We start from the raw sequence: 12,386 nt of genomic DNA, 5'->3' as shown, positions 1-12,386 counted from the left end.
AATGGGGGATGTGAACAGGACGAACAGTGGGGGCGCGGGTACGGGTACGGGTACGGGCGTGAGTATGGGGCCGGACATCGGTGCGGGTGCGGGCTCCGTGCGGGGCGGCGGTATGCGGGGTGCGGTGGGTGGCGCCAACCTGCTCGCACTGCGCAGCCACAACACCGCCCTGGTACTCGATCTGCTGCGCACCGCCGGTGTCCGGGGCATCAGCCGGCTCGAACTCGCCGAGCGGACCGGGCTCACCCCGCAGGCGGTCAGCAAGATCACCGCCCGGCTCCGGGACGAGGGCCTCGCCGCCGAGGCCGGACGCCGCGCGTCCACGGGCGGCAAGCCGCGCACGGTGCTGCGCCTGAAGCCGGGGGCGGGCCACGCGGTCGGCGTCCACCTGGACCGGGACGAGCTGCGGGCGGTACTGGTCGATCTCGACGGTGCCGTGGTGGTGGAGCGGCGCTCCCCGCTGGACCTGGGCGCGGGCGCTGAGGCCGTGGTGGAGGCGGTGGCGCGGGCGGCCCGGGAGCTGGTCGCCGGCACCCTGACCCCGCCGGGGAGCGACCTCTCCGCCGCGCCCACCCTGCTCGGCCTCGGCGTCGCGCTGCCGGGGCCGCTCGACCATGTCCGGGGGGTGCTGCACCGGGTCACCGGGTTCCCGGAGTGGGACGGGTTCCCGCTGCGGGACGCGCTGGCGGGGCGGCTCGGGGTGCCGGTCGTCGTCGACAAGGACACCAACGCGGCGGCACTCGGTCTCGCGGTCGGTTCCGCGGCCGGGTCCCCGGTCGGTCTCGCGGTCGGCGGCAAGGGCGGTGAGCGGGGCGGTGCGGGTGGCCGCGACGGTGACGGCCAGGGTGGTGGCGAGGGTGGTGGCGCGGGCGGTCGCGCGGGCGGTCGCGAGGGCGGTCGCGCGGGTGGTGAAGAGGGCGACGGCGCGGGTGGTGGTGCGGGCGGTCGCGAAGGTGGCTGTGCGGGCGGTGGCGCGGGTGGCTCTTTCGCCTACCTGCACCTCGGTACGGGGCTCGGTGCCGGCCTCGTCTTCGGCGGTGCCGTGCACCGGGGCGCCCGGACCGGTGCCGGGGAGTTCGGGCACCAGGTCGTCCAGCTGGACGGTCCGCCCTGCACCTGCGGCGCCCGCGGCTGCATAGAGGCCCTGTGCCTCGGGGCCGTCGCCCGCGGCGACCTCGCGGAGGCGGCGCGGGTGCTGGGCGCGGGCGCCGCGAACCTCGTCGGGCTGCTCGACATCGACCTGGTGCTGCTCGGCGGCCGTACCGTCGCCGCCGCGCCCGAGGCCTTCGTCCACGGCGTCGGCGCCGTCCTCGACGCCCGCGCCCGGCGCGAGGGCGGACACGACGGCGCCGTACCGGTACGGATCGCACCCGGCGGGACGCGCGCGGTCGCGGAGGGCGCCGCCCAGCTGCTGCTCGCACCGCTGTTCGGACGGGGAGACGCCTGACGGGGCCCGGCCGGCGTACCGATGCCGACCGGGCCCCAGTACGGGCCTGCGCCGACGGTCAGCGGCCCACCGCACACGCGTCCTCGTTGAGCATGAACCGTGGCGGCGACGACGCGTCGCCGGTGTGCTCGACGAGGTAGCCCAACGTGACGCTCGCGCCCGGCGCGATCGTGGCGTTGTGCCCGGCACTGCCCGCCGAGACCGTGTTGCTGCCCTGCGTCAGCTCCGTGTTCCAGTCGGAGACGACCCTCTGACCGAGGGCCAGCGGGAACTCGAGCGTCCAGCCGTTCACCGGGACGTCGCCGGTGTTGGTGACGGTGAGGTCGACCGTCGCGCCGGTGCCCCAGGACGTCACCGTGCGGTCCACCCGGCAGGTGGGCTCCTCCTGCGCGAACGACACCCGGTGCAGGCCACCTGGCAGGTCGTTCACCACGTAGAACTCCCCGTCCATCGTCGTGCCGATGTTCGTCACCTGGGTGGGCATCTCGCCGATCTCGGCCTGCTCGTAGCCGCCCCGGCCGTCGGGGCGCAGCGCCCAGACGGTGGACGAGCAGTAGTCGGTGGCGATGTAGGTGCCGCCGACCAGGTCGGCGTAGCGCTCGCCCCGGTAGACGTGGCCGCCGATGACCGAGCAGCCGCCGGTGTAGGGGGAGTAGGTGAAGACCGGCTCGGTGTACTCCTCGCCGGGCACGCAGTCCCCGTCGGTGAACTTCTCCAGCCCCTCGTAGCAGGACCAGCCGAGGTTCAGCCCGCCCCGGCCGGCGGCGATGTGGTCGACCTCCTCCCAGCGGCCCTGGCCGACGTCGCCGATCCACAGCGAGCCGTCGACGGCGTCGAAGGAGAACCGCCACGGGTTGCGCAGCCCGTACAGCCAGATCTCCTCGCGGGCGCCGGCAGTGCCGACGAAGGGGTTGTCGTCGGGGACGCAGTAGGCGAGCGGGCCGCAGGCGCGGCTCACGTCGATGCGCAGGATCTTGCCCAGCAGGGTGTCCAGCCGCTGCCCGGAGTCGAAGGGGTCGCCGGAGCCGCCGCCGTCACCGATGCTCCAGTACAGGTTGCCGTCGGGGCCGAACGCGAGCTGTCCGCCGTTGTGGTTGCTGTACTCGGCGTGCTCCTGGGAGAGCAGGACCTCCAGGCGGGAGTCGTCGAGCCGGTAGCGGGCGAGGGTGACCGCGCCGTCGGGCAGCGCCGTGTACGCCAGGTACAGCTCCCGGCTGTCGGCGAAGTCGGGCGGGAGGGCGAGGCCGAGCAGGCCGCGCTCGTTGCCCGACTCGTCCACGGCCGAGGTGATGTCGATCAGCGGGGTCCCGGCCAGACCGGTGTCCGGGTGGTAGACGCGGACGGTGCCGGACTTCTCCGTGACGAACAGCCGGTCCGTGCCGTCGTCGGGGGCGGCGAGGGCGGTGGGCCGTCTCAGTCCGGAGGCGACCTGGGTGGTGGTGGCGCTGAGCGACGGGAGGGGGGCGGGAGAGGGCGAGGCCGATTCCGCCGCGGCGGTGGGCGCGGGGACGAGGGTGACCAGTAGGAGAGCGGCGGCGAGGGTGGCCAGGGCAAACGACAGACGACGCCATAAGTGATGGACATGTATATGACAAGCTGCTGTGTCCATGTGTCCTTCTTTCCGCATGCCGGGGGAGGGGCGGGTCGGGAGAATGTATGGGAGCGCTCCCGGACTCAGGCTGCGGCTCACGGAGCGGAGCGGCAACGTGTGATTGCGCCACTTTCACGCCGCCTGGCGCGAAACAGTGCCGAGCGGGGGACGTTCGTGCTCCGTCCGGGCGTCGTGGCCCGATTGGCGGTGCCCGAAGCCGCGATCCACCGGCACGCTCATGTGTTTATGCGACTGTTCACGCCCGCGTCCCCCCGTCCGGTGGCGGCAGCCGCCCTCCTCGCCGCCTCCGCGTCCGCCGCCCTCGTGCCCGCCGTCCTCGCGCCCGCCGCCTTCGGGCACGCCGTCCCCGCGCACGCGGGCCCCGGTGAGCCGCTTCCCGCCTGTACGGCACCGGAGGACCACACCTTCCCCCTCACCACCCGCATCCACGGCGGTCCCGCCGGCTACGCGGCGGGCGGGGGTCACGGAACCTGGTACCTGGACCTCACCAACACCACCTCCCGCACCTGCGAGGGTATCCACCCGGTTGTTGTCCTCGTCGACGAGAAGCGGGCGCTGGAGCCGTCGCAGCCCCGCCTGGAGTTCTACGACGGGGCCCGCCCGTACCCCGTCGACTTCGAGGCGACCGACCGGGACGAGCTGATCGGCGCCTTCGGTGAGGGTGAGGGTGAGGGCGCCGACGGCTTCCCCGGCTTCACCGTCGGCCCCGGTGAGACCCTCAGCGTCAAGGTGCGGCTCGCGCTGACTCCGGGCACCGCCCCCAACGAGGTCACCGCCAATGCGGCCGTGGTCCAGCGTCGCGGCGGCGACGGCGAGTGGATCGGGCAGTCGAACGACTACCGCTTCCGCATCGGGGCCGGCGAGTCAGCCACCGGGACGGGCACCGACCCCGCCGCACCCAATGACCCCTCCGACCCCGCCGCGCCCTCCGCCGCCGCGACCCCGGACGACCGGGGCACCGGCATCCCGTTCGCCGACGAACTCGCCGGCACCGGGCTGGGCCGGGCGGACGCGGCCCTGGGAGCCACCTCCCTGCTCGTCGCCGCCGGCGTCGCCGCCGTACTGCTGGCCCGCAGACGCCGCTGACGCCGCCGTAGGCGCCGCTGACGCGCACCAACCGCGCGCAGGGGGTGGGGTGCTGGAACCCGGGGCACCCCGCGACCCACGCCACCCCCGTCTGCGACCATCCCTGCGTGGACTACCCGAACGACCAGGCCCCGGGCGCCCCCGTACGCTCCGGAATCCCGGAGCACGGCCGCGTGCCGAAGTACTACGCCGTCAAGGCGCGGATCGACCGTCTGGTCGGCGAACTGGGGGAGGGCAGTGCCATCCCCACCGAACGGGACCTCTCCGAGCGGTACGAGGTGGCCCGCGAGACCGTCCGGCAGGCGCTGCGCGAACTCGTGCTGGAGGGCAAGCTGCGCCGGCGGGGGCGCGGCACCGTGGTCGCGGGCCCCAAACTGGCGCAGCCGCTGTCGCTGGCCAGCTACACCGAGGGCGTCCGGCGCCAGGGGCGTACCCCCGGCCGCGCGCTCGTCACCCTCGACCGCTTCCCCTGCCCCGAGGCGCTCGCCGCCGAGACCGGCCTCACGCGCGGGGAGCCCGTCTGGCACCTGGAGCGCGTGCTGCTCGCCGACGACGAGCGGGTCGGCCTGGAGAGCACCTACGTCGCCGTGGCCCGCATCCCCGACCTGGACACCGCGTTCGACCCGGACTCGTCCTTCTACGCCCACCTCGCCGAGCAGGGCATCGCCTTCGGCGACGCCGACGAACGCATCGAGACCGTGCTCGCCACCCCGCGCGAGGCCCTGCTCATCGGCACCCCGCCGGCCCTCCCGATGCTGCTCATCCACCGGGTCTCGCGGGACACGGGGGGCCGCCCGCTGGAACGCGTACGGACGCTGTACCGGGGCGACCGCTTCTCCTTCACGACCCGTCTGCGCGGCTGAAAACCACTCATTACCGCCCCCACACCCGCATCCCTCATCCCACACCCCCATAACGAGAAGGTAACGGGTCTAGCCCAAACGTGGCGACCAGTTCACGCTCTCGTAGTCAGCCGGATTCCTCCGGTTCCCCGATGCCGAGGAGCGTTGCGGTCGTGAGAGTGATAGTCGTCGGAGCCGGCGTGGTGGGCACCATGCACGCCTGGCACGCAGTCAACCGCGGCCACGAGGTCGTACAGATCGAGCGCGAGACCGAGGCACGCGGCGCCTCACTGCGCAATTTCGGCCAGATCTGGGTCAGTGGCCGCGCGGGTGGAGAGGAACTGGAGACCGCGCTGCGGGCGCGGGAGCTGTGGGAGGAGATCGGCCGCCGGATCCCGGCCCTGGGCTTCCGTCCGAACGGCTCCCTGACCCCGGTCCGCGGCGACCTTGAACGCGCGGTCGCCGAGGCGGCCGTCGCCCGTCCGGACGCCGCCGCCCGCGGGCACAAGCTCCTCACCCCCGGTGAGGCCCGCGCCCTGAACCCGGCCCTGCGCGGTGACTTCGACGCCGCGCTGTACTGCGAGCGCGACGCGGCGGTCGAACCGCGCACCGCCCAGCTCGCCCTGCGCGCCGAACTGCGCAGGTCCCCGAAGTACACCTTCCTGCCCGGCCGCGAGGTCCGCGACGTCATCGGCGAGAACGCCGTCCGCGACGACCACGGCGACGTGCACACCGGCGACGTCGTCGTCCTGTGCACCGGCGCCTGGCTCGGCGGACTCGTCCGGGAGCTGGCCGGACCCGACCTGCCGGTGCGCCGGGTCCGCCTCCAGATGATGCAGACCGACCCCCTCGGCGAACCGCTGACCACCTCGGTCGCCGACGCCGACAGCTTCCGCTACTACCCCGCCTACGGCTCGCCCGCCCTGGACGAGATGAACGCGCGCCGGCCGCAGCCGGCCACGGCCGCCGAACACAAGATGCAGCTGCTGATGGTGCAGCGCGCCGACGGCGGCCTGACCATCGGCGACACCCACGAGTACGAGCACCCCTTCTCCTTCGACACCGTCGAGGACCCCTACGAGCACCTCACCGGTGTCGTCGAGTCCCTCCTCGGCCGTCCACTGCCGAGGATCCGGCGCCGCTGGGCCGGGGTGTACGCGCAGTGCACCGACAAGAGCCGGGTCGTACACCGGCAGCGGGTGCGCGACGGCGTGTGGCTGGTCACCGGGCCCGGCGGGCGCGGCATGACCTGCTCACCCGCGATAGCCGAGACCACCGCGAACGAACTGGGCTGGTGAAAGCACCTATGACCACTGTGACCCCGACAGACATCCGCCTCGTCGTCCTCGACATGGCCGGCACCACCGTCGCCGACGGCGGCCTCGTCGAGCGCGCCTTCGACACCGCCGCCCGCGAGCTGGGCGTCGAGCCCGGCACTCCCGACCACGCCGGCAAGCTCGACCACGTCCGCGCCACCATGGGCGAGTCCAAGATCTCCGTCTTCCGGCACCTGTTCGGCGACGAGGACCGCGCCCAGCACGCCAACGCGGCCTTCGAGAAGGCGTACGGCGAACTCGTCGACGGCGGCCTGATCGCCCCCGTGCCCGGCGCCCGCGAGGCCGTCGAGGAGCTCACGGCCGACGGCCGCACCGTCGTCCTGACCACCGGCTTCGCCCGGGTCACCCAGGACGCCATCCTCGGCGCCCTCGGCTGGCGCGACCTGGTGCCGCTCACCCTGTGCCCCGCCGACGCGGGCGGGCGCGGACGGCCGTACCCGGACATGGTGCTGGCGGCCCTCCTGCGCACCGGGGCCGCCGACGCCGTACGCCAGGTCGCCGTCGTCGGGGACACCTCGTACGACGTGCTCAGCGGCGTACGGGCCGGCGCGGGACTGGTCGCCGGGGTGCGGACCGGAGCCCACGGCGACGACGCCCTCCGCGAGGCGGGCGCGAGCCACGTCCTCGACTCCGTCGCCGACCTGCCCGCCCTCCTGCGGGGAGCCGGCTGATGGCCGCCTCCGCCTCCGCCTCCGCGCCCGCCCCCGCCACTGTCACTGCCGCCGAAACCACCGCCACCGCCGCTCGCGCCGTCACCACCAGCGGCATCCGCTTCGACAAGGTGACCGTCGCCTACGACGGCAACGTCGTGCTCGACGCCCTGGACCTCACCGTCGAACCCGGCGAGGTCATGGCGCTCCTCGGGCCGTCCGGATCCGGCAAGACCACCGCGCTGCGGGCGGTCGCCGGGTTCGTACGGCCCGCCTCGGGGCGGGTCCTGCTCGGCGACCGAGACGTCACCGACCTGCCCCCGCACCGGCGTGGCATCGGCATGGTCGTCCAGCAGTACGCCCTGTTCCCGCACATGAGGGTCGAGGACAACGTCGCCTTCGGGCTCCGGGCCCGCAAGGTCGCCCGTGCCGGGACCCGGGAGCGGGTCGCCGAGGCGCTGGACATGACCGGCATGGGCGCCTACGCCCGCCGCTACCCCCGCGAGCTGTCCGGCGGTCAGCAGCAGCGCGTCGCCATCGCCCGCGCGCTCGCCATCCGGCCCGACGTCCTGCTCCTCGACGAACCGCTGTCCGCGCTCGACGCCCAGCTGCGCTCCGGCATGCTCGCCGAACTGGCCCGCCTGCACCGCGAGCTGCCCGACGTGTCGGTCCTCTACGTCACCCACGACCAGGTGGAGGCCCTCACCCTCGCCGACCGCATCGCCGTGATGGACAGGGCCCGCCTCCAGGCGTGCGGCACCCCCCGGGAGCTGTACCGGGCGCCCGCCAACGAGTTCACGGCGTCCTTCGTGGGCAACGCGAACCTGCTGCCGGTGACCGTCGCGGCCGGGGGAGTGTCCTTCGGGGACGCGGAGATCGAGGTCGACACGGGGAGTGCCGCACGGGGCGCGTCGGCCACGCTGTGCGTACGGCCGCACCTCGTCGGACTCGGCGAGGACGACAGCCCCAACCGGCTCACCGGGACCGTGGCGGAGATCCAGTGGCGGGGCGCCACACACCGCCTGTACGTCGACGTCGCCGGCCACCGCGTCATGGCCGACCTCCGTGAACTGCGGAACCCGCCCGCCCACGGGGACGAGGTCACCCTGCACTTCGCCCCCGACGACGCGGTGCTGCTCCCGGCCGAGGTGGGCGGACATGGCTAGTACGACGGTCAGCCCCCAGGCAACGACGAAAACGAAACAGACGAAGGAATCGAAGCAGACGAAGAAGTCGAAGCAGACGAGGAAGACGAGGAAGACGAGGAAGACGGAGGGACGGATCCGTGCCGCCGTCCCGGCCTGGGTCTGGGCCCTGCCCCCCGTCGCCCTCCTCGCCCTCTTCTTCCTCTATCCACTCGCCCTCGTCGTCCAGCAGTCCTTCCAGCCCGACTCCGGCGGCGCCTCGCTCCAGCCCTACGCCGACGTCTTCGCCTCGGGCGCGTTCCGGGAGGCGCTGTGGACCACCGTGTGGCTGGCGGTGGCCGCCACCGTCGGGTGCCTGGTGCTCGGGTTCGTGCTGGCGCTGGTCATCGCCTTCGTGCCGTTCCCGGGGGCGAAGGCGGTGTCGCGGTTCATCGACGTCTTCCTGTCCTTCCCGTCCTTCCTGATCACGCTCGCCCTGCTCTTCGTCTACGGCACGGTCGGCATGGCCAACGGCGCGTGGACCGACGCCACGGGCGCCGCCCAGGGGCCGTTCCAGTTCCTGACCACGCCGTGGGGTGTGCTGCTCGCGGAGATCACGTACTTCACGCCGTTCGTGATGCGCCCGCTGCTCGCCGCCTTCTCGCAGCTGGACACCGGTCAGCTGGAGGCCGCCAGTTCGCTGGGCGCCCGCGCGCCGCGCATCATCCGGCGGATCATCCTGCCCGAGGCGCTGCCCGCCCTCGCGGCCGGCGGCAGCCTGGTCCTCGTCCTGTGCCTCAACGAGTTCGGCATCGTCCTGTTCACCGGCGCCAAGGGCGTCACGACCCTGCCGACCCTCGTCTACGGCAAGGCGATCCTGGAGTCCGACTACCCGGGCGCCTGCGTGGTCGCCGTCGTCAACGTCCTGATCTCCGTGGGCCTGTACGGCCTCTACCGGGTGGTGAGCCGCCGTGCTGGTGCATAGCCGCGGGGCGAGGTGGGCCGTGTGGACGGTCTTCCTCCTCCTCTTCCTGCCCCTGTTCGCCCTTCCCCTGCTGGTGGTCCTCGGCGCCTCCTTCGCCACCAACTGGTCCAGCGTCCTGCCCTCCGGCATGACGACCGCCAACTACCAGTCGGCCACCCGCGGCGAGGCCCTCCAGGCGCTCACCACCAGCCTGGTCACCGCCGTCACCGCCAGCCTGCTCGCCCTCGCCACCGGCACCTGGGCCGCCCTCGCCGCGGCGGCGCTGAGGAAGCGGCACCGCAAGGTGCTCGACGCCCTGTTCGTCCTGCCCCTCGCCGTGCCCTCCGTCGTCGTCGGCCTCGCGACCCTGGTCGCCTTCTCCCAGCCGCCGATGCTGCTCAACGGCACCCGCTGGATCGTGATCATCGCCCACACGGTCCTGGTCACCGCCTTCGCGCACCAGTCCGTCTCCGCCGCGATCACCCGCCTCGACCCGGCCTACGAGCAGGCCGCCGCGTCCCTCGGCGCCTCCCCGGCATACGTGCTGTGGCGGGTGAGACTGCCGCTGCTGCTGCCGTCCCTGACGGCCGCCGCCGGCCTCTGCTTCGCCCTGTCCATGGGCGAGCTGAGCGCCACGATGATGCTCTACCCGCCCGACTGGACCCCGCTGCCGGTCCTGATCTACGCGTCCACCGACCGGGGTGCCCTGTTCACCGGCTCGGCGATCGCCGTGGTCCTGATGGCGGCGACCCTGCTGGTGCTGCTCGCCGTCTCCCGGATCCGTACCAGAGCCTCGTACCGCTGACCCCCTTCCCACCCTTCCCCGCCCTCCCCTTCCTCACCCTTCCCCACCGTCCCCGTCGTCTTGCAAGGAGTTCACCTCGCCATGCCCAGGAACGCCGTCAAGCCGCTCGCCGCCCTCTGCGCCCTCGCCCTCCCCCTGACCGCCTGCGGCGGCAACTCCGCCGCCGCCGACGAGAACGTCGTCACCGTCTACAGCGCCGACGGCCTCAAGGGCGAGAACGGCGACGGCTGGTACGACCAGGTCTTCGAGGACTTCGAGAAGGAGACCGGTATCGAGGTCGAGTACGTCCAGGGCGGCTCCGGCGAGATGGTGCAGCGCACCGTCCGCGAGAAGCGCAACCCGCAGGCCGACGTGCTCGTCACCCTCCCGCCGTTCATCCAGCAGGCCGACACCAAGGGCCTGCTGCAGAAGTACGCCCCCAAGGGCGTCGACCAGGTCAGCGGCGCCGACAAGGCGGCCGACGGCACCTGGACCGCCGTCGTCAACAACTACTTCGGCTTCGTCCACAACACGAAGGAGCTGAAGCAGGCCCCCACGACCTGGGAGGACCTGCTCGACGGGAAGTACAAGAACAAGCTCCAGTACTCCACCCCGGGCGTCGCCGGCGACGGCACCGCCGTCCTCATCAAGGCCATGCACGACTTCGGCGGCGAGAAGCAGGCCATGGAGTACCTGAAGAAGCTCCAGGCCAACAACGTCGGCCCGTCCGCCTCCACCGGCAAGCTCGCCCCCAAGGTCGACAAGGGCGAACTCCTCGTCGCCAACGGCGACGTCCAGATGAACTACGCCCAGTCCAAGTCCATGCCCAACCTCGGCATCTGGTTCCCGGCCCGCGAGGGCACAAAGCCCACCACCTTCGCCCTGCCCTACGCGGCCGGCCTGGTCACCGATGCCCCGCACAGCGAGAACGGGAAGAAGCTCCTCGACCACATGCTGAGCCAGAAGGCGCAGCAGCAGGTCAGCGAGATCGGCGGCGGTTTCGCGGCCCGCCAGGACGTCAAGGCCACCGACGCCAACGCCATCGCGCTCACGAAGCTGATGGACGGCGTCGAGGTCTTCGAGCCCGACTGGGACGACATCGAGGAGAACCTCACGACGTACGTGGACGCCTGGAAGGAGGCGACCGGGAACTGACCCGCGAACCGGCCCGCGAACCGGCCCGCGAACCAGCCTGTGAACCGACCGTTCCCCGTGATCGGGCCGCCGTTTAGGCTGGGGCGCACGCAGGACCGCGTACGGCAGGAGATCCCGCACATGGCAGACCGCAGGCCCATCGAGTCGTGGCTCACCGACATGGACGGTGTCCTCATCCACGAGGGCGTGCCGATCCCCGGCGCCGACGCCTTCATCAAGAGGCTCCGCGAATCCGGCAAGCCCTTCCTGGTTCTCACCAACAACTCGATCTACACCCCGCGCGACCTGCACGCCCGGCTGCGCCGCATGGGCCTGGAGGTGCCGATCGAGTCCATCTGGACCTCGGCGCTGGCCACCGCCAAGTTCCTGGACGACCAGCGGCCCGGCGGCTCGGCGTACGTCATCGGCGAGGCCGGCCTGACCACCGCCCTGCACGACATCGGCTACATCCTCACCGACCACGAACCCGACTACGTGGTCCTGGGCGAGACCCGCACGTACTCCTTCGAAGCCATGACGAAGGCGGTACGGCTGATCAACGCGGGCGCCCGGTTCATCTGCACCAACCCCGACGAGACCGGCCCCTCGACCGAGGGGCCGCTCCCGGCGACCGGCGCGGTCGCCGCGCTGATCACCAAGGCGACCGGCAAGCAGCCGTACTTCGCGGGCAAGCCCAACCCGTTGATGATGCGCACCGGGCTCAACGCGATCGGCGCCCACTCCGAGACCAGCGCGATGATCGGCGACCGCATGGACACCGACGTGCTGGCCGGCATGGAGGCCGGGATGCAGACCTTCCTCGTACTCACCGGCCTGACCCGGCCGGAGCAGGTCGAGGACTTCCCGTACCGCCCGTCCAAGGTGGTCGACTCCATCGCCGACCTCGTCGAGCGGGTCTGAGGGCCGGCAGGCGCGAAGCCGCGTACAAGCGGGTGAGCCAGGAAAGCCCAGGTAGGCCCCGCTAGGCCCAGGCGGGCCCAGGCAAACCCGCACCCCGTCGGCGTCACCCGTTCGGAGCAGCCGGGCCCCGTGCGGGATGCGGGAGCCCGGCTCGCGGGGGACTCTCCAGGTGACTGGAGGTACACGATGGGCTCGATGAAGGTCACTCTCTGTGCCGCGGCCGCGCTCACCGCGGCGCTCGCAGCGACGGCACCGATCGGGGCGGTCGGGGAAGTCGGGGGAGTGGGAGCGGCCGGGGCGGTCACGCCGGCCGCGTACGCGGTGGACGGCACCGCGCAGCCGGCCGCCGCCGACTCCCGGGACGAGGCCCGCCCCGAGCCTCCCGGCACGGCACACACCGTGACCGGTCTGGTCCTCGCGGGCATCGCCGCCGTCGCCGTCGCGCTGCGCGGCGTCCGCAGCCGGAGCCGCGGGACGGACTGACC

Annotated in this window: 12 protein-coding genes; 11 read left to right on the top strand and 1 reads right to left on the bottom strand. The window is 72.8% G+C overall.

The window, feature by feature from the left end; translation table 11 throughout:
• Nucleotides 1–64 precede the first annotated feature (64 nt).
• Nucleotides 65–1,447, top strand: a complete 1,383-nt coding sequence (locus ABEA26_RS11520; protein WP_425587818.1) for an ROK family transcriptional regulator — start codon at nt 65–67, stop codon at nt 1,445–1,447.
• Nucleotides 1,448–1,505: 58 nt separating this feature from the next.
• On the opposite strand, the gene ABEA26_RS11515 is transcribed toward ABEA26_RS11520, so the two are convergent.
• Entirely contained in the window at nt 1,506–3,056 is a 1,551-nt protein-coding gene (locus tag ABEA26_RS11515; RefSeq protein WP_345591640.1) for a PQQ-dependent sugar dehydrogenase, read from the bottom strand.
• A 228-nt stretch (nt 3,057–3,284) separates the two neighbouring features.
• Between ABEA26_RS11515 and ABEA26_RS11510 the strand changes: the two genes are divergently transcribed.
• The 10 genes from ABEA26_RS11510 to ABEA26_RS11465 all read left to right on the top strand — a co-directional run bounded on the left by ABEA26_RS11510 (nt 3,285) and on the right by ABEA26_RS11465 (nt 12,384).
• Nucleotides 3,285–4,145, top strand: coding sequence for a hypothetical protein (locus ABEA26_RS11510; protein ID WP_345591638.1), 861 nt, complete (start codon nt 3,285–3,287; stop codon nt 4,143–4,145).
• Between the two features lie 107 nt (nt 4,146–4,252).
• Nucleotides 4,253–5,008, top strand: coding sequence for a GntR family transcriptional regulator (locus tag ABEA26_RS11505; protein WP_345591636.1), 756 nt, complete (start codon nt 4,253–4,255; stop codon nt 5,006–5,008).
• 152 nt (nt 5,009–5,160) lie between these two features.
• Entirely contained in the window at nt 5,161–6,285 is a 1,125-nt protein-coding gene (locus ABEA26_RS11500; protein WP_345591634.1) for a TIGR03364 family FAD-dependent oxidoreductase, read from the top strand.
• Nucleotides 6,286–6,293: 8 nt separating this feature from the next.
• On the top strand, nt 6,294–6,995 hold the full coding sequence (locus tag ABEA26_RS11495; protein ID WP_345591633.1) for a phosphonatase-like hydrolase: 702 nt from the start codon (nt 6,294–6,296) through the stop codon (nt 6,993–6,995).
• On the top strand, nt 6,995–8,140 hold the full coding sequence (locus tag ABEA26_RS11490; RefSeq protein ID WP_345591631.1) for an ABC transporter ATP-binding protein: 1,146 nt from the start codon (nt 6,995–6,997) through the stop codon (nt 8,138–8,140). The genes ABEA26_RS11495 and ABEA26_RS11490 overlap by 1 nt, the downstream gene beginning before the upstream one ends.
• A complete protein-coding gene (locus ABEA26_RS11485) occupies nt 8,133–9,083 on the top strand; it encodes a 2-aminoethylphosphonate ABC transporter permease subunit (RefSeq protein ID WP_345591629.1) in 951 nt (316 codons plus the stop codon). The genes ABEA26_RS11490 and ABEA26_RS11485 overlap by 8 nt, the downstream gene beginning before the upstream one ends.
• Entirely contained in the window at nt 9,070–9,867 is a 798-nt protein-coding gene (locus tag ABEA26_RS11480; RefSeq protein ID WP_345591627.1) for an ABC transporter permease, read from the top strand. Before ABEA26_RS11485 ends, ABEA26_RS11480 begins: the two co-directional genes overlap by 14 nt.
• An 81-nt stretch (nt 9,868–9,948) precedes the next feature.
• Nucleotides 9,949–11,001, top strand: a complete 1,053-nt coding sequence (locus ABEA26_RS11475) for a 2-aminoethylphosphonate ABC transporter substrate-binding protein (RefSeq protein WP_345591625.1) — start codon at nt 9,949–9,951, stop codon at nt 10,999–11,001.
• A 120-nt stretch (nt 11,002–11,121) separates the two neighbouring features.
• Entirely contained in the window at nt 11,122–11,901 is a 780-nt protein-coding gene (locus tag ABEA26_RS11470; protein WP_345591623.1) for an HAD-IIA family hydrolase, read from the top strand.
• A gap of 195 nt (nt 11,902–12,096) precedes the next feature.
• Entirely contained in the window at nt 12,097–12,384 is a 288-nt protein-coding gene (locus ABEA26_RS11465) for a hypothetical protein (protein ID WP_345591679.1), read from the top strand.
• The last annotated feature ends 2 nt before the right edge of the window (nt 12,385–12,386 follow it).

Source organism: Streptomyces marokkonensis (assembly GCF_039539045.1).
Taxonomy (GTDB): Bacteria; Actinomycetota; Actinomycetes; order Streptomycetales; family Streptomycetaceae; genus Streptomyces; species Streptomyces marokkonensis.
This window is presented reverse-complemented; position numbering and strand designations above follow the sequence as displayed.

Excerpts from the sequence above, each read along its gene's own strand:
- ABEA26_RS11520 (WP_425587818.1), top strand. The coding sequence starts at position 65 with ATGGGGCCGGACATCGGTGCGGGTGCGGGCTCCGTGCGGGGCGGCGGT.
- ABEA26_RS11515 (WP_345591640.1), bottom strand. The coding sequence starts at position 3,056 with ATGGACACAGCAGCTTGTCATATACATGTCCATCACTTATGGCGTCGT.
- ABEA26_RS11510 (WP_345591638.1), top strand. The coding sequence starts at position 3,285 with ATGCGACTGTTCACGCCCGCGTCCCCCCGTCCGGTGGCGGCAGCCGCC.
- ABEA26_RS11495 (WP_345591633.1), top strand. The coding sequence starts at position 6,294 with ATGACCACTGTGACCCCGACAGACATCCGCCTCGTCGTCCTCGACATG.
- ABEA26_RS11490 (WP_345591631.1), top strand. The coding sequence starts at position 6,995 with ATGGCCGCCTCCGCCTCCGCCTCCGCGCCCGCCCCCGCCACTGTCACT.
- ABEA26_RS11485 (WP_345591629.1), top strand. The coding sequence starts at position 8,133 with ATGGCTAGTACGACGGTCAGCCCCCAGGCAACGACGAAAACGAAACAG.
- ABEA26_RS11475 (WP_345591625.1), top strand. The coding sequence starts at position 9,949 with ATGCCCAGGAACGCCGTCAAGCCGCTCGCCGCCCTCTGCGCCCTCGCC.
- ABEA26_RS11470 (WP_345591623.1), top strand. The coding sequence starts at position 11,122 with ATGGCAGACCGCAGGCCCATCGAGTCGTGGCTCACCGACATGGACGGT.
- ABEA26_RS11465 (WP_345591679.1), top strand. The coding sequence starts at position 12,097 with ATGAAGGTCACTCTCTGTGCCGCGGCCGCGCTCACCGCGGCGCTCGCA.